This is a genomic window from Acinetobacter sp. F9, assembly GCF_019195275.1.
Taxonomy (GTDB): Bacteria; Pseudomonadota; Gammaproteobacteria; order Pseudomonadales; family Moraxellaceae; genus Acinetobacter; species Acinetobacter pseudolwoffii.
Genome location: NZ_CP078068.1, coordinates 50,293 through 69,064, shown reverse-complemented (window position 1 = coordinate 69,064; position 18,772 = coordinate 50,293). Strand labels below are relative to the sequence as shown.

The 18,772-nt window shown below is 44.6% G+C and carries 15 protein-coding genes; 11 read left to right on the top strand and 4 right to left on the bottom strand.

Going from position 1 to position 18,772, the window contains the following annotated elements; translation table 11 throughout:
• Nucleotides 1-62 precede the first annotated feature (62 nt).
• Both aceI and KT990_RS00300 read left to right on the top strand, forming a co-directional pair.
• A complete protein-coding gene (aceI, locus tag KT990_RS00305) occupies nucleotides 63-494 on the top strand; it encodes a chlorhexidine efflux PACE transporter AceI (RefSeq protein ID WP_005170461.1) in 432 nt (143 codons plus the stop codon).
• 173 nt (nucleotides 495-667) lie between these two features.
• Entirely contained in the window at nucleotides 668-2,863 is a 2,196-nt protein-coding gene (locus tag KT990_RS00300) for a beta-propeller fold lactonase family protein (protein ID WP_218208942.1), read from the top strand.
• 57 nt (nucleotides 2,864-2,920) lie between these two features.
• Here KT990_RS00300 and KT990_RS00295 read toward each other — a convergent pair whose 3' ends face one another.
• A complete protein-coding gene (locus tag KT990_RS00295) occupies nucleotides 2,921-4,438 on the bottom strand; it encodes an acetyl-CoA C-acetyltransferase (protein ID WP_218208941.1) in 1,518 nt (505 codons plus the stop codon).
• A 240-nt stretch (nucleotides 4,439-4,678) separates the two neighbouring features.
• Between KT990_RS00295 and KT990_RS00290 the strand changes: the two genes are divergently transcribed.
• The 5 genes from KT990_RS00290 (at nucleotide 4,679) to dnaX (ending at nucleotide 11,171) form a co-directional block, all read left to right on the top strand.
• On the top strand, nucleotides 4,679-6,070 hold the full coding sequence (locus KT990_RS00290; protein ID WP_005097268.1) for a 3-oxoacyl-ACP reductase: 1,392 nt from the start codon (nucleotides 4,679-4,681) through the stop codon (nucleotides 6,068-6,070).
• 148 nt (nucleotides 6,071-6,218) lie between these two features.
• The gene (locus tag KT990_RS00285) at nucleotides 6,219-7,073 is read left to right on the top strand and encodes a MaoC family dehydratase (protein WP_005170469.1); all 855 of its coding nucleotides are present in this window, start codon (nucleotides 6,219-6,221) and stop codon (nucleotides 7,071-7,073) included.
• 71 nt (nucleotides 7,074-7,144) lie between these two features.
• A complete protein-coding gene (locus tag KT990_RS00280; protein ID WP_416378410.1) occupies nucleotides 7,145-8,398 on the top strand; it encodes a serine hydrolase domain-containing protein in 1,254 nt (417 codons plus the stop codon).
• Between the two features lie 78 nt (nucleotides 8,399-8,476).
• Complete coding sequence (locus KT990_RS00275) at nucleotides 8,477-8,920, top strand: copper resistance protein NlpE N-terminal domain-containing protein (protein ID WP_034608473.1); 444 nt, start codon at nucleotides 8,477-8,479, stop codon at nucleotides 8,918-8,920.
• Nucleotides 8,921-9,053: 133 nt separating this feature from the next.
• Nucleotides 9,054-11,171 (top strand): DNA polymerase III subunit gamma/tau, encoded by a 2,118-nt coding sequence (gene dnaX / locus KT990_RS00270; RefSeq protein WP_005097263.1) that lies wholly within the window; start codon nucleotides 9,054-9,056, stop codon nucleotides 11,169-11,171.
• An 8-nt stretch (nucleotides 11,172-11,179) separates the two neighbouring features.
• Here dnaX and KT990_RS00265 read toward each other — a convergent pair whose 3' ends face one another.
• Both KT990_RS00265 and KT990_RS00260 read right to left on the bottom strand, forming a co-directional pair.
• Nucleotides 11,180-11,614 carry an acyl-CoA thioesterase gene (locus tag KT990_RS00265; RefSeq protein WP_005170474.1) on the bottom strand — a complete coding sequence of 145 codons (435 nt, stop codon included), beginning with the start codon at nucleotides 11,612-11,614 and terminating at the stop codon, nucleotides 11,180-11,182.
• Nucleotides 11,615-11,658: 44 nt separating this feature from the next.
• Nucleotides 11,659-12,819 carry an iron-containing alcohol dehydrogenase gene (locus tag KT990_RS00260; RefSeq protein WP_005097261.1) on the bottom strand — a complete coding sequence of 387 codons (1,161 nt, stop codon included), beginning with the start codon at nucleotides 12,817-12,819 and terminating at the stop codon, nucleotides 11,659-11,661.
• Nucleotides 12,820-12,939: 120 nt separating this feature from the next.
• On the opposite strand from KT990_RS00260, the gene KT990_RS00255 reads away from it, so the two are divergent.
• From KT990_RS00255 to KT990_RS00240, 4 genes are read left to right on the top strand one after another with little or no spacing between them, the layout of a single operon-like run.
• Nucleotides 12,940-13,446, top strand: coding sequence for a low molecular weight protein-tyrosine-phosphatase (locus KT990_RS00255; protein ID WP_005170478.1), 507 nt, complete (start codon nucleotides 12,940-12,942; stop codon nucleotides 13,444-13,446).
• Nucleotides 13,447-13,449: 3 nt separating this feature from the next.
• Entirely contained in the window at nucleotides 13,450-14,490 is a 1,041-nt protein-coding gene (gene murB, locus KT990_RS00250) for a UDP-N-acetylmuramate dehydrogenase (protein WP_005170480.1), read from the top strand.
• Nucleotide 14,491: 1 nt separating this feature from the next.
• Entirely contained in the window at nucleotides 14,492-15,631 is a 1,140-nt protein-coding gene (locus KT990_RS00245; protein WP_100535329.1) for a YdcF family protein, read from the top strand.
• Entirely contained in the window at nucleotides 15,631-16,674 is a 1,044-nt protein-coding gene (locus tag KT990_RS00240; protein WP_005097254.1) for an alpha/beta hydrolase, read from the top strand. Before KT990_RS00245 ends, KT990_RS00240 begins: the two co-directional genes overlap by 1 nt.
• 63 nt (nucleotides 16,675-16,737) lie before the next feature.
• Here the strand turns inward: KT990_RS00240 and KT990_RS00235 are convergent, their stop codons facing one another.
• Nucleotides 16,738-18,408, bottom strand: a complete 1,671-nt coding sequence (locus tag KT990_RS00235; RefSeq protein ID WP_005097253.1) for an FMN-binding glutamate synthase family protein — start codon at nucleotides 18,406-18,408, stop codon at nucleotides 16,738-16,740.
• Between the last annotated feature and the right edge of the window lie 364 nt (nucleotides 18,409-18,772).

Below are 18,772 nucleotides of genomic sequence, written 5' to 3'. Positions count from 1 at the left end.
TCGATTAATCAGTTTAAAGAACATAATATGCGCGATTATTGATAAAAAACCGAGTAATGAAAATGTTGATTTCCAAAAGACGACTTGTGCATGCGCTTAGCTATGAAGTCATCCTGTTGGTGATCATTGCGATAGCTTTGAGTCTTATTTTTAATATGCCGCTAGAAGTCACAGGTGCACTGGGAATTGTGATGGCCGTGACCTCTGTCATCTGGAATATGCTGTTTAATCATTATTTCGAAAAATTTGAAGCGAAACGTCAACTGAAACGAACGATTCGAGTGCGTATTTTACATGCGATTGGCTTTGAAGGTGGTTTAATGCTCGCCACCATTCCAATGGTGGCCTATGCGATGAACATGGGACTATGGCAGGCGATTGTGCTCGATTTTAGCCTGACCTTGTGTATTCTGGTATATACCTTCATTTTTCAGTGGTGTTATGATTCGATAGAAGAAATGCTTGGATATCAGCCTGAGCATCGAAAAATATAATAAGAAAAGCATAGAAAAAAATAAAGCACAGCTAATGTTACTTGTGCTTTATGTGGGGAATCTAGTAAACAGCAGTATTTCTTTGACACATAGCACACTTATTCGACTTTGTATTCATCTTAAACCCCTTTATAAGAGCAGAAGTTTTTATGCATTTGCATCTAAGGGGAATTATGAAGTTAAAATACAGCTTGTTGAGTTTAAGCATTGCCTTACTCATGACTGCTTGTGGCGGCGGTGGTGGTGAGAATGACAGCCATGCATCTAAGCCTGGGTCAGGTACGGTTGGCTCTAATCCATCAACAGGAAATAATGCTCAATTTACCAAAATTTCAGAATTTAAAGTCTTGGATGTGGGTTCGGAACTTACTGCTCAAGATTTCGGTTTAAGTACATGGAATCCTACAGCCCTGGTACGAACTGGTGATATATTGTATATCGCCAACAGCCAATCAGAATCAAAAATTTTACGTTATGATTTAAAACAAAAACGTGCGCTGAGTGCAATTGATCCATTAAAAATTGAAGGCTTAGCAAAAAAATGGGACAGTCTTGCAGATATCGAAATCCATGCAGAACGCTTATATGTGGCCAGTTATGGTTCTAACCGTGTCGATATTCTAGATATTTCACAGCCTCAACCGAGCTTTGTGATGGCGCTAGGAACTGGCGTTTGGTGGGGCGATACAGTGAACCATGCTTTAGTTCACAGTAATGCTGTTACCGCAGATGACCGCTATATCTATGTCCCCGATATCGAAGGTCGTATTAATGTCTGGCGTCAAAGCGATGCTATTGCACAAAACCATTTAAAAGCGAAAAAGTTTGCTCAGCTTAGTCTTCCAGATTGTGGTCGTAACTGTAATGCACGTATGGAAGTCATGGGAGATCATCTGTATACCAGCCTTCCAAACGGTAAAACTTATGTGCATGACATTAACCAAATTCGTGAAAATGACACTCACATTGCACCTATTTTGACAGAGTCAAATCTTGCGACCCTTTTACACCGTCATGATGACGGTACTGTGTATACCGCAAGGAATGATGGTTCGATAGCAACATATCCTACTCAGGAATTTGGCTTAAAATCAATTCTGCCAAAGCACAATATCGACCAATTCAAAAAATATATCCTGAAAGGGCAAGCTGAAAGCAGTCATATCGAAAGAGCAGGTGATGTTGCGGTGTATGGCCAACAGTTGATTCATTTGTCTAATCAAAGGGTTAAGCTCTTGCCAATGGTCACATTACAGCAAAATAAGACCAAACAGCTGAGTTCTGCATTATTGTTGACTGAATTTAAAGCACAAAATCAAACACGTGTATTGCAAGATGGTGAATCTTGGGAGACGCTGACCAATAGTGCTGAACGTCATGTGTATATGAATCGGATTTTATCGGCAGAGCTGAGTAGCAACGCTTTAACGCTTAAAAGTTATAGCGCTGTTCCTGTTCGAAATTTACAAATTCGCGCCAAAATTCGTCATTCAGATGATTGGGTTATACTTGCAGATTTAGATGAGCTTACGCCATTTTCCACTGCAAAATTTAATATTAAATTGAATGATCAATCCCGCTTCCCGCTTGCAGATGGCAGTGGTTCAATTCAGTTGGCAGGTTTAAGTCAGACCACGCTGATACCAAGTGATATTTTCGATTTACATGTGACTTCTGAAACAGACGAGCATGTGAAAAAGCTCAATAAAATTCAGGCAAAATGGAAAATCTATTTTGGTAAATATGACGAACCAGGCAAATGGTGTCGAGTAACGCCTGTCTATGCGCGTGAATGGGTCATCATGATGACGAACTTAGCATATATGCTCAGTACCCCTGAATTTGAAAACCTCTGGTTTAATCATAAAGCAGTGATGGGCCATGATTTCTTTGGTAATGCAGGTCAAGTCGATGGGCCAAACGGTATTTATACGCCTGAAGACTATGTTCGTATCTACAAAGAGATTTTAAATCGTAACGAGATTAATCTTGGTATTACCAATATGGGGGGTGGTCTTGGTGGCGGTACCGTGCTGGGTGTCGATACTTGGCTATTCTATGGTCACTATCGTTTATCAGGTTTTCGTATTATTGCGCATGAATTCGGACATCATTGGGGGGGGCATAATAGCGCATGGGCGATGTCATCACATGGCTTCGAACCGATGGTGGATTGGTTGAACTTCTACTTCCAGCGCCGTCCTGGTTCACTGCCTTATATGGACCCAAATGTTAACACATTCCACCTCACTCCCGATGCAGCGCTGTGCCAGGGGGTTAATCAAAACATTGTGAGGGGTGTAGCATCAACAGCACCTTGGAATAAAGTTGACGAATACTTTAAAAATAATCCAATGCCAATACAGTAGGTAAAAGGTATAAAAAAGCTCCTCAATCGAGGAGCTTTTTTGAATCAAGGTAGCAGCTTATTTTTCAATAATCGCTGTAACACCCTGACCACCGGCAGCACAGATCGATACCAGTACACGACCTGAACCTTTTTGAGCAATCAGTTTGGCTGCCGTCGCAATAATACGACCACCAGTTGCTGCAAAGGGATGACCGGCTGCAAGTGATGAGCCTTTCACGTTCAGTTTTGCACGGTCAATTGAACCGAGTGGCGCATCCAGACCTAAACGCTCTTTACAGAATGCTGGATCTTCCCATGCCTTTAAAGTAGACAGCACTTGAGAAGCAAATGCTTCATGAATTTCATAATAGTCGAAGTCCTGAAGTTTTAGGCCCGCACGTTCCAGCATGCGAGGAACAGCATAAGCAGGTGCCATCAATAAACCTTCTTTCTTCTCGACGAAATCAACTGCTGCAGTTTCCTGAAAAGTCAGATAAGCCAAAACTTCATGACCATTGGCTTTTGCCCATTCTTCAGACGCTAGCAGAACGCAAGAAGCACCATCTGTCAGTGGGGTAGAGTTACCCGCAGTCATGGTACGCGCATCGCCCTTACCAAACGCAGGTTTAAGCTTCGCCAGTTTCTCGACTGAAGAATCAGCACGCAGGTTATTGTCACGCTCTAAACCCAGGAATGGCGTGATCAGATCATCAAAGAAACCTTCTTCATAAGCTGCTGCCATTTTCTGGTGTGAAGATGCAGCAAGTTCATCTTGCGCTTCACGGGAAATACCCCATTCTAGTGTGGTAATCGCCTGATGATCACCCATAGACAAGCCAGTACGTGGCTCACCATTTTTAGGTGCGTCCATCAATTCTTTGACATTAATTTTGGTCAAGGCTTTTAAACGGTCTTTGGCAGTTTTGGCAATGTTCAATTCAAGCAGCGCTTTACGCAAGCCGTCACCAAATGCAATGGGCGCATCAGAGGTGGTATCTACACCACCGGCGATTCCTACTTCAATTTGGCCCAGTGCAATCTTGTTTGCCACTAAAAATGCAGCTTGTAAACCCGTACCACACGCCTGCTGGATATCATAAGCTGGGGTTTCTGGTGCCAGTGCCGTATCCAGAACACATTCACGAGTCAGGTTAAAGTCACGGCTATGCTTCAGGACAGCACCTGCAACCACTTCACCGACACGTTGACCTTGCAGATTAAAGCGCTCTACCAGACCATTTAATGCTGCGGTCAGCATGTCCGAGTTAGAGGCAGTAAAATAGGCACCATTCGAACGTGCAAATGGAATACGGTTGCCACCAAGAATAGCAACGCGGCGAACTGTGTTTTGGCTCATATTATTATCCTGTTGAACAGAAGGCTGTGTTTTTGAAACTGAATCTGTTTGAGTTGATGTCGTCTGACTGCTACTGCTCGCTGTACGACGGGTACGCGGAGTTTTAGCCGGACTTTTAGCTGCAGCAGCGGCTGTATCCGTGTTTTTAGTGCTACGCTTAGCACGCGTTGATGATTTTGACACAGCTGGAGATGCGGAATTCTCGACTGCTGGATTTTCTTGAGTTGTTTTGCTCATAAGGCTTTTCCAAGCAAATTGATCGTCTTCTTGTGGCTTACATTAGCATAGATGAGTATATGCTGTATTGACTACAATGACATTGCAGACTGCGCTCAGGTCAAGTCATCTGCCAGATATCTCAAGTATGATTGGGTAGAATCTGGTAGATCTATTGCAATATAAGTATCTGGCATTATATTGAAGTTAAAGGATAACTTTAGATCGATCAAAAATTAATTTGTATGAGAGATAATAAACATGACTGATCAGTACCAAAATTTCGCAAAATCTCCTATTGGTAAATTTGTCATTAAAAATCTGGGCCTGCCATCCCCAATTTCCCTAGACCGTTTCGAGTCTGCAACGCCAGTGGTAAAAGGCGCTGTGTTATTCGGTGCTGCACCTGCGAGTGTATTGACCGGTTCTATTGCTCAGGTGCTGGCAAATATTCATGCCAATAGCTATGCAGGCAATAATGCGGAACTGCAACAGGCAGCGGCGAAATCGGGTCTGAACCTGAATGCATTTAATACTGGCGATAAAGAATCCAAGTTTAAAGTGGTTATTTTTGATGCTTCTGGTATTGAAAATTCAGAGCAGTTGAAATCACTTTATGAATTCTTTAATCCGATTGCGCGTCAGATTCAAAGTTCTGGTCGTGTGGTCGTGATCGGCACAACACCTGAATCTGCAAAATCTGTGAGTCAGGCCATTGCACAACGTGCGCTCGAAGGTTTTGTCAAATCTGTGGGCAAAGAATTTAAAAAGGGTATTGCAGCCAACCTGATTTATGTCGATGCAGGTGCCGAAGCCAATCTTGAGTCTGTGCTACGTTTTGCAATTTCTCCACGCTCTGCCTATGTGTCTGGTCAGGTTATTCGTGTATCGGCAGCAGCACAAGTAGACTTGGACTGGAGTAAGCCACTGGCAGGAAAAACGGCAGTAGTAACTGGAGCAAGCCGTGGTATTGGTGAGGCGATTGCTCATGTGCTGGCACGTGATGGCGCACATGTGATTTGTCTGGATGTCCCACAACAGCAGGCAGATCTGGATCGTGTCGCTGGTGAAATTGGCGGCTCTACACTAGCGATTGACATTACTGCAGCCGATGCGGGTGAGAAAATCAAACAGGCGGCAGCGGCGCAGGGTGGTCTGGATATTATCGTGCATAATGCCGGGATTACCCGCGACAAGACTTTGGCCAATATGAAGCCTGAGCTTTGGGATCTGGTCATTAACATCAACCTGTCAGCAATTGAACGCGTCAATGATTACTTGCTCTGCAACGATGGTCTAAATGCAAATGGCCGTATTATCTGTGTATCTTCTATTTCAGGTATTGCAGGTAATCTGGGTCAAACCAACTATGCAGCCTCTAAAGCAGGTGTGATTGGTGTGGTGAAATTCACAGCACCGACATTAAAAAATGGTATAACCATTAATGCTGTGGCACCGGGTTTTATTGAAACGCAAATGACAGCAGCAATTCCATTTGCCATCCGTGAAGCTGGACGCCGTATGAATTCCATGAGTCAGGGTGGTCATCCTGTTGATGTGGCAGAAGCGATTGCGATGTTTGCCTCGACTGCCTCTTCAGGTTTGAATGGCAATGTGGTGCGTGTGTGTGGTCAGAGCCTGTTAGGGGCTTAATTTAGAATCCCCCTAAATCCCTCTTTGCAAAAGAGGGGACTACTCCTCCCTTTGTTAAAGGGAGGTTGGGAGGGATTTATTTAAAAAGATATTCTTCCTTCTTTTAAAAAGAAGGACGTCATAAAGATAAATATTCCAAAGGTTCAGTATGAATACTCGCCATTTTAGTCAACTTCCAAAACCTTATTTAGCCTATCCAAAAGTGATTCAGGGCTTGATTTTTAAAAAGCCAAAAGCTGAAAAAGTTCTACCGCAAGTTGAATATGTGGTGGATTCATTCAAGGTCGATCAAAAGCATCTGAAAGCCTATAATGAAGTTTGTGGTTTTAAAAATAATGGCTATATTCCAGCCATTTATCTAACAGTTCTTTCACAAAGCCTGCAAATGCATATGATGACGGCTGAAGCTTTTCCTTTTCCGGTTCTCGGTCTGGTGCATATTCGCAATCAGGTCAAACAGTATCGTAAAATCGGAGTCAATGAATCTCTCACATTGTCTTGCAAGTTTGGTGAATTGCAGCCGCATGATAAAGGTGTACAGTTTGATTTCATCACCACAGTAAAAGTCGGTGATGAAGTGGTGGTGGAAGCCTTGACCACTTATCTGTCCCGTCAAAAGAGTAAAGGCAAAGCTGCAGCCAAAATCGTCGAAAACAAGACACCCGATTATGAGCTGAATGCTGAATGGGAAATTCTAGAAAATACGGGTCGCCGTTATGCCATGACATCCGGCGACTTTAACCTGATTCATATTCATGCCCTAATGGCTAAGGCATTCGGATTTAAACAGGCGATTGCGCATGGTATGTGGACCAAGGCTAAAGCTTTGTCCAGCCTGGCATTGCCCGATGCCTATGAAGCAGATGTCTGGTTTAAACTGCCCTTATATCTGCCTTCCAAAGTGCAATTCTTAACCGCGAAAGCAGCTAATGATACGGAAATCCTGATTCGTAATAGCAAAAATCAGAAGCCGCATGTCACAGGAACTGTGACCGCAATTTAAAGTACGATAAAAGCCTGAACCTGATTTAGGCTTTTTTGTTTTTAAGAAATCAATATTCTATGGATAGAATGATGCAGCCACTCAAAGATTATTTATTTGCGGATACAGCCCATTACCAAGGAACGGTAAATGAAAATTTCCGTGACCTTGCCCGTCAGTTTAGTCGCCTACAGCATGCTCGCACAGAGCAGGGTGGTGCGGCACTTGTTGTCTATTTTCAGGGACAAAAAGTCGTCGATATTTATACCGGGAAAAAATCGGAATCTGAGGCTTGGCAAACCGATACCATGTCGCTGTGTTATTCGACGGGCAAAGGTGTGCTGGCGACACTGGCACATATTCTGGCCAGTCAGGGCCTGGTTGATTATGACCAGCCTGTTGCAGAATATTGGCCTGAATTTGCGCAAAACGGTAAAGAAAATATTACTCTGGCGCATATGCTGAGTCATCAAAGCGGATTGTTTGATATCCGTAATATCATTGCCGACGCCACTGAAATGGCCGACTGGCCGCAGATGCTAGACCGAATTGCCGCGGCTGAACCACGTTTTCAAGTTGCAACAGATGCGGCCTATCAACCGCTGACCTTTGGCTGGCAGGTCGGTGGTGCATTAGAAAAAGCGACAGCTAAAACTTTAACTGAACTGATGCAGGCATATTTGGTTCAGCCTTTGATGTTGAATGGTGCTTATTTCAGTGTGCCGACCAATGAATTAGCTCGGGTAGCACTGCCGACTTTTAAAGCTAAAGCAGCCAAGTCTCAATCGCAGCCTGCGAAAAAAACAGGATCAAGAAAACCGAATCTGATGGAGCGGGCTTTGATCTGGAGTGGACAAGATCCGCAGGATTTTCAGGATGCGATGATTCCCAAAGGAATGAGGAATTTCAGTTTCTTTAGTGAGCAAGGCCTGCAAGCAATCATTCCATCCGCCAATGGAGTATTTACCGCAGAGAGTCTGGCAAAAATCTATGCAATGTTGTCCAATCGCGGTGAATGGCAAGGGCAGCAACTGATCTCGCCTGAAGTCTTTCAGCGTCTCAGTCAGATTCAATACAAAAAACGCGATCGGGTCATGCCTTTGCCGATGCACTGGCGATTGGGTTATCATCGGGTGCTTACTTTAGGTAAAGCTTCGCAAGGTTTTGGTCATATGGGCTTTAATGGTTCGGGAGCCTGGTGTGACCCTGAGCGCAATTTAAGTTTTGCCTATACCCATAATTTCCCGACAGGTTCATTGACCGGAGATTATCGTCTGTGGGGTTTGACACAGGAAACCTTACGCTGTGCTGATGCCGTCCTGACTGGACGTAAAGGTTGGCGCTAAATATCCCTGATTGGGGAGTTTAGCAAAGTCCTTAAAATATGTTATTTTGGCGCGACTCCCAGTCTGTGGTATGAAGTGATGAAAAAAGTGCTGATGATTCCTCTGGTCGCAAGCAGTGCCTTGTTTGGCTGCCAGGATCAAAACCAATCGACGGCAAATACTGCTATTGAGGCTAAAGCTCAGATTCCTGCCTGGGTCGGGAATTATCAGGGCACCACGCCCTGTATGGGATGTTTTTCAAGTTGTGACGATTGTCCGGGTATGGCTGTTGCTTTGAGCTTGCATGATGATCGGACTTTTACGTTATCACGTGAAAGCTTGAGTGGGCATAACCCGATTGAAACCATTACTGGGCCGATCCGTTTTCAGGATGATACGCAACAAAAGATTGAACTGCTGAATGTCGATACCCGAAATCTGGTTTATGTGGATCTGAAAAAGCAGGTTCTGGAAATTCGTGAAGATCAAACAGGCAAACGCTACCAGATGCAAAGTGACTTTATCCTGTTTGAATCGGTCTGATTTTAAGAAAATATATGTTTTATATCCCTTTTTCAATGATTTTGATCAAGGGATTTTTATTGTTTATAAACCGGCATTCATTTCACTATTTACTAAAAAAACAGTATGCTTAGACCTGTAAAAAGGAGCATACATGTATCAAGTACTTGCGCGAAAATACCGTCCTCGTAATTTTAATGAATTGGTGGGGCAAAACCATGTTTCACGTGCTTTAACCAGCGCGCTCGAACGTGGCCGTTTGCACCATGCCTATTTGTTTACAGGAACGCGTGGTGTCGGAAAAACCACGATTGCACGTATTTTGGCGAAGTGCTTGAACTGTGAGACCGGTATCACCTCGACACCGTGTGAAGTCTGTGCGACTTGTAGCGCCGTCAACGAAGGACGCTTTATCGATTTGATCGAAATCGATGCAGCCTCACGCACCAAGGTTGAAGATACTCGCGAGCTGCTCGACAATGTGCCTTATGCACCGACCCAAGGTCGTTTTAAAGTCTATCTGATTGATGAAGTGCACATGCTGTCCACGCATTCTTTCAATGCTTTATTAAAGACTCTGGAAGAGCCACCTGCGCACGTCAAGTTCCTGTTTGCTACGACCGATCCACAAAAGCTGCCAATTACCGTAATTTCACGTTGTTTACAGTTTACTTTGCGCCCATTGGCTGTTGATGAAATTACCGAGCATCTGGCCCAGATTTTAGGCCAAGAAAGTATTCAGTCGGATCAGGATGCCATCTGGCAAATTGCCGAATCTGCTCAAGGTTCTTTGCGTGATGCCTTGTCTTTGACCGATCAGGCGATTGCCTATGGTCAGGGTGCGATTCAGCATCAGGATGTCAAAGACATGCTGGGCTTGATTGACCGGACCATTATTTATGATCTGATTCTGGCGATTCACCAGAACCAGAAAGCACAGGTCAGTCAGTTGTTGCTGCAATTCCGTCAGCAGGCTTTGGATGTGTCACTGGTTTTAGATCAGTTAATTTCGACTTTGCATGAACTGGCTTTATTACAATATCTGCCTGATTTAAGTCTGAAATATAGTGCTGAAATCAATCAAAAGATCATGCAATTATCCGGTTTGATTTCGGCGCAGGATTTGCAACTGTATTATCAAGTCGCATGTAAAGGACGCGCTGATTTACAGTTGGCGGTGACTCAGGAACAAGGTTTTGAGATGACGGTGCTACGCTTATTGGCATTCCGTCCCTTACAGCCAAGCGAGGTTCCAGTCGTTCATGAAGCCGCAACTCAACCAATAGCAGCTTCTCCTACACGTCTACAACAGCCCATTCAGACACAATTGCAGTCTGAAACAGTCACAGCAAAAACATTTGAAGCGGAACCGACCTTCGATGATTTCTCTCTGGACGATGAGACGGATGAGGAAGCTTATACGCCATCAATGCCTGAACCATCTTCAGATGATTTTCTCCATGAAGAAAAGTCCACTAATGATCATGCACCTGAGCCTGTTCAACAGGGAGTAATTCAGACAGCGATTGAGGAAGTACAGTCTAGTGATCAGATCGTTTTTGATCCAAATGACGACAAAGGCCTGTTTGGTTTTGATGAAATCGAGAGTAGCGTAGAAGCACCGGCGACAAGCAGCAGCTCGGATGATTTCCTGCTTGAAGAGTTTATTCCTGTAGATGCTGTTACTCATGTCGAAGCAGCACAAGAAATATCTGCTGATGAGGAATTTAGTCTTGCCTCACCGGAATTGGAACTTTCACAGGAAACGATTGCTCAGCCTGTGATTGAAGAAGTCGCTCCGATTCAGACTGCGCTACCGGATGACATTTCCCAAGATTTAAATACGCAGAATCTGATGCCACAGGATATTTTAAAAATCCCTGAGCAAATGTTAGAGGGTGAGTGGAGCGTCGAAAAATGGGAATACTGGTTCCGTAACAGCCAGCTTTCTCCAGCAGTGCAGGAACTGGCACAGTATGGTGTCATGAGCGGACAGATTAATGGCCAATCCGTTTTTCATATCCCTGAGCAATACCAGCAACTTTTGACACAACTGCAACATACTCTGGAAGCTGCTTTACAACAGCAGTGGCCGCAAACTCATTTCCAGGTGAAATTTGAAAGTGTGGACCAGCTAACACCCTATACCATGCAGCATCAGCGGAAGGCTCGTGCCTTTAAACGCGCTGAAGAGCTGTTACAGGCTGAACCTGCGGTACGTGACCTGTTGCAGCAGTTCGATGGTGAATTGCAAAATATTCAGCTGAAATAGACTGGATTTTAAGGCACAACAAATCGAGATAAGGCATCCCGCATTTCGGCTGAAATCGGGGTGCTTTTTCGTGTCTCACGATCGACAAATACATGAACAAAATTACCCTGAGCTGCAGCTGTATCCGAATTGCGTTTAAAAATGGCCAGATCGTAGCTCAGTGATGAATTTCCCATGCTTTCAATGGCCACGCCCACTTCAATAATTTCCGGATAAGACAGTTCCTGATTAAACTGGCAGTTGGAGCTGACCACCAGCCCAATCATCGGAGAGTATTTCGGATCAAAGGCCGCTTCCTGAATCAGCAGGGCATTGGCTGCGGTGTCAAAATAACTGTAATAAGTCACATTGTTGACGTGGCCATACAGGTCATTGTCTGCCCAGCGGGTCTGAATGGGCAAGAAAAAGGCATAGTGTTCGCGTTGTTTGATCGTGGCTTTCATCAGGATTCGCTCTCAGCTAGACAAGGCTTAGTGTGGAAATAGATTTAGGCATAAATCGCCTGGTAAATCTGGTAAGCGTCATCCAACTTGAGTTCGCGTGGATTGTTCTGCAACAGCCGGCTTTGTTGCATGGCATCTTCTGCCATAACCATCAACATCTGTTCTGGTACATTTAACTGCTTTAATTTTAAGGTTAAGCCGCTCTGTATCAGATGATTATTAAAATGATCAATAAACAGATCGGTCAGTCCATCATGACAACCTTTACTGTGGGGTTCTAACCAGGTCATCAATTCGGCATAGAGCTGTTTGGCTACAGGTGCATTAAATTTTAAGACTTCGGTCAGCACCAAAGCATTGCTATGTCCATGCGACAGATGAAAATGCCCACCGAGTGGATAAGCCAGCGCATGCACGGCGGCAACCGGTGCGTTGGCAAAGGCTTGTCCGGCCAGCATGGAACCGACCAGCATATTTTGACGGGCATCTAGATCATGACCATCTTGCAGAACACGTTGCAAATTGGCATTCAATAATCTTAAAGCCTGTTTGGCCAGCATATCCGAATAAGGATTTTTCTTGTGTTTTGAGGTATAGGCTTCAATGGCATGTACCATGGCATCGATTCCGGTGGCAGCGGTAATCTGTGCCGGCAAATTCCGAGTGAAAGTCGCATCCAGAATAGCAATATCGGCATAGAGAATAGGCGCGACAATGCCGCTTTTGGTGGTTTCACCTGTAGTAACAATCGAAATTGGTGTGACTTCGGAGCCCGTTCCGGCTGTGGTGGGAACCAGAATTAGAGCTAAACGTGGCCCGGTGGCATTATCGACGCCATACAGATCGGAAAGCGTCTGATGCTGCTCAGGATGCGCCAAAATCGCAATCAGCTTGGCCACATCCATCGAGCTGCCACCACCAAAGCCTAGCACCACATCAATCTTTTCCTGCTTTGCAAAAGCTGCTGCTTCAAGCACTACGTTATCGGGCGGGTCAGCCTGAACATCTGAGTAAATCACATAATCCAGACCGGCAGATTCAATAATATCCAGAATCGGCAGATGTAATTGCTGCTTCAGCATACCCGGGTCAGTCACCAGTAGAAGACGTTGATAACGGCCATTTTTTAGAATTTTAAATAATTCCTGAATCGTGCCTAGTCCGGCAATGATATTGGGGACGGTTTGAAACTGAAAACGATTCATGGCGATATCCTTGATTTTTTTATTGCAAATACGAGATTATTCTATGGTTGTGAGATAGGAATCAGTATATAAATAACTTAACATAAGAATCCTTAAAATAAAGTAGCTCTGAGGTTGTTTATGTCATCCAGAACGCCATACAAGGTGTTATGTGTTTGTTTGGGAAATATTTGCCGCTCTCCCACGGCAGAGGTGGTACTCAGACATTATTGTGATGAACAGCAACTGAATATTGTGGTCGATTCTGCTGGAACCAGTAATTATCATCCGGGCAAGGCCCCAGACCTGCGTAGCCAGCAGCATGCACTGAAACGTGGCTATGATCTGTCAACGCTTCGCGCACGTCAGCTGACCACGCATGATTTTATTGATTATGATCTGATTCTGGCAATGGATCTGGAAAACCTATCTAATATCCAGAATATACAGCGTCTGGCCGAAACTGAGTTCGGTCATTTACGTGCACGCGTTGCATTGATGAGTGAGCATGATCAGGATTATCCACAACAGGCCTTGCCCGATCCTTATTATGGCGAAGCGGATGGTTTTGAACGGGTGCTCGATCAGTGTGAGTCCAGCAGTCAGGCATGGGTTGAAATTTTCAAACAGAATGTACACAAGGTTTAAGCAATGCAGATTCAAACTCAGGTTCAACTTAAACCCTTTAATACCCTAAATTTAGAAGCCATTGCTTCACACTATGCCCATATTCAATCGACCGATGATCTGCTGGCGGCTCTGGATTTTGCTGAACAGCAACAGTTAAATGTGCTGATTCTGTCAGGTGGCAGCAATATGTTGTTGCCTGAACAGATTCACGCACTGGTTTTGCATATCGATATTCAGGGCATTGAGATGCTGGATGGCGATGATCAGTCGCAACGTTTACGCGTGGGCGGCGGGCAGGGCTGGCATGACTTCGTGCTCTGGACTACAGCACAAGGTCTGTATGGTTTACAAAATCTGGCCCTGATTCCTGGGCGTGTTGGTGCATCGCCGGTACAGAATATTGGCGCCTATGGCGTCGAAGTTGGCGAGTTTATCGATTCGGTTGCAGTCTATGATCGTCAGCTCAAACAGTTTGGCTCGATTAGCGCAGCAGATTGCCAGTTTGCCTATCGACATAGTATTTTTAAAGATGAGCCAAACCGTTATGTGATTACCCATGTGACTTTTAAATTACTGAAACAGCCAGATTTGAAACTGAATTACGGTGACTTAAAGACAGCCGTCGGTGATACGCTTACAGCAGAAAACCTGCAACAGCAAGTGATTCAGATCCGTCAAAGCAAATTACCTGATCCGCAAGAATTTCCCAATGTGGGGAGTTTTTTTAAAAATCCGCTGGTAGATCAGCCGGTCTTTGACCAGATTGCGGCATCTTTCCCGAATTTACCCCATTACCAGCAAGCCAATACTCAAGTTAAACTGGCGGCAGGCTGGCTGATTGATCAGGCTGGCTGGAAGGGCAAACAGTTGGGGTCTGTCGGCATGTTTCATAAACAGGCGCTGGTCTTGGTGAATTATGGTCAGGCCTCTCTTACCGATGTGCGTAAAACTTATCGTGCAGTACAGCAGTCGGTCTGGGAAAAATTCAAGCTGCTGCTGGAACCAGAACCTGTATTGTTTGACCAAAATGGATTGATCCGTTCTCATCAGGATGAAAAATGATATGAATAAAACCCATTGGATGGTACGTTTGCTACAAGTGGTCACTGGACTGTTTGTACTATTCGGCTGTCTACTGGTGTTGGTTTATACCCCTTTTTACTCGCAAATGATCGTCAAGGGCTTAAACCAGTTTGTATCTTTAGAACTTAATGAAGTAGCAGCGCAAAGCCAGAAAATGGCAGCATTGAGCGAGCATGAAAATCTGGAACCTGGCTCCGATTTATGGATTGCCCGTCAGGCATATTTAAAGGTCATGGAAAAGGATATCCAACAAAACAATTCTGCCAACCTGATTCTGATTCAGGCACGTTATAAAGCGCTGCAACAGGTCATTGAAGAACATCAGCGTGAGCAGCAAAGTCAAAAGGCAGAGCAAAGTCCGCCTGCTCAAGTTCCATTATTATATTCACAAGTACCGACAGAGCCGGTTGATCCGACTGCAAATGTTCGGAAGTTGCTGGACTGGGACAGCAATGAAAACAAAGAACGTATTGAACAATATATTGAGTTCCTGAGTACGCATCCTATAGAACAAGAAGAGGCCAGCTCGGTACAAGAAACCGCTGAAGAGGAAATTCAGCAGGACCTGGCTTTACTACAAGATCAGCAACAAGTGAAACCGGCGAATAGCTCCCAGCCTTATGCCATTGTGGTGTTGGGTGGCGGTTTAACGCTAGATGAAAAGGGTGAAGAGATTGTGGTCAATCACTATACGCGTTTACGTCTGGAAACCACGCTGGCGGTAGAAAAACATTATCAGTTACCGATTGTGCTGAGTGGTGTAGAAGCGCCGTATATGCAGCGCTGGTTGAAAAACCACGATGTTGATGCCAAATTGCTGGAAGATCGCAGCATGAATACCTGTGAAAATACCCGTTTCAGTTCATTATTATTACAAAAGAAAGGTGGAGCACCGACTGTGATTCTGATTACGGATCGTTATCATATGCCACGGACCCGCCGTTTATTTGCTTTAAATGGCATACAAACCATTCCGGTAGAGGCACCGATGCCGAAGCCTTTGACACGATGGCGTCCAAGTGCGCAAAATTATGATCATAGTCGTCGTGCCAATTATGAAATGTTGGCGACCATGCGCGATATGTGGTTTGGATCTAGTGACTGTCGGGAGGTGCCATAATGTCTGATATCCCATTTTTAAATCCCACGATCCTGAAGCAACTTGATTTACCCATCCCAAGCCGGGATATAACGCCACAACTCTTGCCGCCGTTAAACCTGAATCGTAGTGATGAGCCGCCAATTGATCTGCAATCCTATCGCAAGCTGTATGGCTTTGATTTATTGGACTGCAAACACTGGCAAGGCTATGTACAGATGCCATTGTTTAAATTGCATGTACAGGTATTTGAGCCAAACCTGGAAAATACCCGCTTTGACAAGATTCAGGGCACTGCTTTCTTGCTGCATGGTTATCTGGAACATAGCGGGATTTATCAGCCGATTGTCAAAGAGCTGCTGGAGCAAGGTTTTAGTGTGCTGACCTATGATCTGCCCGGACATGGTCTGAGTGATGGTTCACCTGCCAGCATTCAGAATTTTGATCATTATCAGCAGGTTTTGCATGCCGTACATCGCTATGTACAACATGCCGCGCAATTGCCCAAACCTTGGGTCGGCATTGGACAGAGTACCGGTGGTGCAATCTGGATGCATCACTTACTCGAATTTGCACAGCGCCGCGAAAATCCTTTTGTAGAACGGGTTTTGCTGTTATCGCCGCTGATTCGTCCTGCGAAAACAGCCTGGTGGCATAACTCGGTCGGGCTGGGCATTATTAGCCGGATCAAGCGTGAAGTTCCCCGGCATTTCAGACGCAATAACCATAATCCGGAGTTTCTGCGTTTTATCCGGCTTAAAGATCCGTTACAGCCGCGGATGATGGGTATGGACTGGATTCTGGCGATGTCGCGCTGGATGCTGGAAATGGAAGCGCGTCCGGCCTGTCGTATTCCGGTCTGGCTGGCACAGGGTGCACAGGATCAGACCGTAGACTGGCGCTATAATATCGAATTTATCCGACGTAAATTCCGTCTCCAGACCTTACTGATGCTGGAAGAAGGTTCGCATCAACTGATCAATGAACGCGCGGATATTCGTGCTGCATTGACCGGCTTGATTCCTGCCTTTCTACATGCACAGGGCAGTAAAACCTATTATTGATCTACAATTCAATGTGAAAAAAGGCGTTTGATTAAACGCCTTTTCTAATTTAACTGTATTGAGTTAAAATTTATCCAGTTTAGCCAGGTTCCACATCCGGAAGTAGAAGTTCTCCTCATCCTTATTTTCACAGGATAATAATTCTCCCTCTTTCAACCAAAAATGAATCTGCGCAAAGTTCTTTATTTCGTGATTATTCACACGTTGTGCCAAGTGATGTGCCTTAATCGCCGAAGGGTGTTTCAGGCCTGCAGAAGCAATCAGTTCAGACAAGGCGTGTAAGGTGTTTTTATGATAATGAAATACGCGCTCTGCTTTGGTGGGCACATGTAAGGCCTTTTGACGATCTTTATCCTGTGTGGTGACACCGACAGGACACTGGTTGGTATGACAGCTTTGAGCCTGAATACAGCCGACGGCAAACATAAAACCACGTGCCGAATTCACCCAATCTGCCCCAATCGCGAGCGTGCTGGCAATATCAAATGCACTAATAATTTTACCACTTGCACCAATTTTGATTTTATCTCTTAAACCTGCACCAACAAGGGTATTATGCACAAATAGTAAACCTTCTCTTAGGGGTGCACCGACAAAGTCGATTAACTCAATGGGTGCAGCGCCCGTTCCACCTTCAGAGCCATCGACGACGATGAAATCGGGATAAATCTGGGTGTGCAGCATGGCTTTGACCATACTCATAAACTGCCAGGGCTGCCCCAGACATAGCTTGAATCCGACCGGTTTTCCGTTGGAAAGTTCACGTAATCGTTGGATGAAATTCATCATTTCAATCGGGGTGCTAAAGGCGGGATGACTAGAGGGTGATACGCAATCATGTTCACGGCTGATGCCCCGGATTTGGGCAATTTCTTCCGAGATCTTGCTTTTAGGTAAAATACCGCCATGTCCGGGTTTAGCCCCTTGTGATAACTTGATTTCAATCATTTTTACTTGCGGTAATTTGGCTTGTGCCGCAAAGCGTTCCGGATCAAACTGTCCATCTAAGGTACGGCAGCCAAAATAACCACTGCCAATTTCCCAGACCAGATCGCCCCCATATTCAAGATGATAGGGGCTGATACTGCCTTCACCGGTATCATGGAAAAAATCACCTTTTTGAGCGCCGAGATTCAGCGCACGGATTGCATTGGCACTCATACTGCCAAAGCTCATGGCTGAAATATTTAAAATGGAAGCAGAGAAGGGCTGTGTACATTGCTCATTGCCGATCAGGATACGGAACGTTTGTGGATCGGCCACCTTACATGGCGTCAGAGAGTGACTGACAAATCTATAATTGTCCTCATAGACATTGAGAATTGAACCGAAAGGTTTATCTGAATTTTCATTTTTCGCCCGCTGGTACACCAGACTACGTTGCATACGGGAGAAGGGCAGTGCATCGCGGTCGGCTTCAATAAAATATTGACGAATCTCCGGACGAAATTCTTCGAAGATAAAGCGGAAATGTCCCATGATGGGGTAGTTTTTCAGAATAGAATGCTTGTTTTGCAGTACATCATACAAACCCAACAGGCTCAGGAGAATACTCAGAATCCACAGGGTATTCACCAAAGTTTGCGGCATAAAATAATAGATATAACGCGGCGAATAACCGATATGGAATGTGGTAAAAATCACTGCAATCAGAATGCAGGCAAACCAGACTGAATGGCGGGAAAAGAAAGTATTGAGCAGCTTGTGACGTACTAATTGAGCAGGGTTAGCCATTGTAAAATTAAGTCCCTATTTCTACTTCTATAGGGCTTTATGATGTGCAGAGCCAGGTATCTTATGCAAGCATAGAATTGTTATTCAATTTTATAAACTTGCCAAAAATCATACCCAGACAGGCAATCAGTCAGTAGCAATTGCAGATAAATTTTGCGGAAAAATTCCTATAGAAAAAATATGCAAAGCACATATATTCTATTTATTTCACAGGCAGAGTGAATGCTTTTATAGTCGATTTATCACCCATACAGGAGTTATAAACCATGACAAAAAAATCCATTCGCTTTAATAATGCCGAACTGGCTTGCTCATGTCTCAGTTCTGTTTAAATATTGAGGTTTCATTCAATCTGCATTTCGGG

Coding starts and splice junctions, on each gene's coding strand:
- aceI (WP_005170461.1), top strand. CDS start 63: ATGTTGATTTCCAAAAGACGACTTGTGCATGCGCTTAGCTATGAAGTC.
- KT990_RS00300 (WP_218208942.1), top strand. CDS start 668: ATGAAGTTAAAATACAGCTTGTTGAGTTTAAGCATTGCCTTACTCATG.
- KT990_RS00295 (WP_218208941.1), bottom strand. CDS start 4,438: ATGAGCAAAACAACTCAAGAAAATCCAGCAGTCGAGAATTCCGCATCT.
- KT990_RS00290 (WP_005097268.1), top strand. CDS start 4,679: ATGACTGATCAGTACCAAAATTTCGCAAAATCTCCTATTGGTAAATTT.
- KT990_RS00285 (WP_005170469.1), top strand. CDS start 6,219: ATGAATACTCGCCATTTTAGTCAACTTCCAAAACCTTATTTAGCCTAT.
- KT990_RS00280 (WP_416378410.1), top strand. CDS start 7,145: ATGCAGCCACTCAAAGATTATTTATTTGCGGATACAGCCCATTACCAA.
- KT990_RS00275 (WP_034608473.1), top strand. CDS start 8,477: ATGAAAAAAGTGCTGATGATTCCTCTGGTCGCAAGCAGTGCCTTGTTT.
- dnaX (WP_005097263.1), top strand. CDS start 9,054: ATGTATCAAGTACTTGCGCGAAAATACCGTCCTCGTAATTTTAATGAA.
- KT990_RS00265 (WP_005170474.1), bottom strand. CDS start 11,614: ATGAAAGCCACGATCAAACAACGCGAACACTATGCCTTTTTCTTGCCC.
- KT990_RS00260 (WP_005097261.1), bottom strand. CDS start 12,819: ATGAATCGTTTTCAGTTTCAAACCGTCCCCAATATCATTGCCGGACTA.
- KT990_RS00255 (WP_005170478.1), top strand. CDS start 12,940: ATGTCATCCAGAACGCCATACAAGGTGTTATGTGTTTGTTTGGGAAAT.
- murB (WP_005170480.1), top strand. CDS start 13,450: ATGCAGATTCAAACTCAGGTTCAACTTAAACCCTTTAATACCCTAAAT.
- KT990_RS00245 (WP_100535329.1), top strand. CDS start 14,492: ATGAATAAAACCCATTGGATGGTACGTTTGCTACAAGTGGTCACTGGA.
- KT990_RS00240 (WP_005097254.1), top strand. CDS start 15,631: ATGTCTGATATCCCATTTTTAAATCCCACGATCCTGAAGCAACTTGAT.
- KT990_RS00235 (WP_005097253.1), bottom strand. CDS start 18,408: ATGGCTAACCCTGCTCAATTAGTACGTCACAAGCTGCTCAATACTTTC.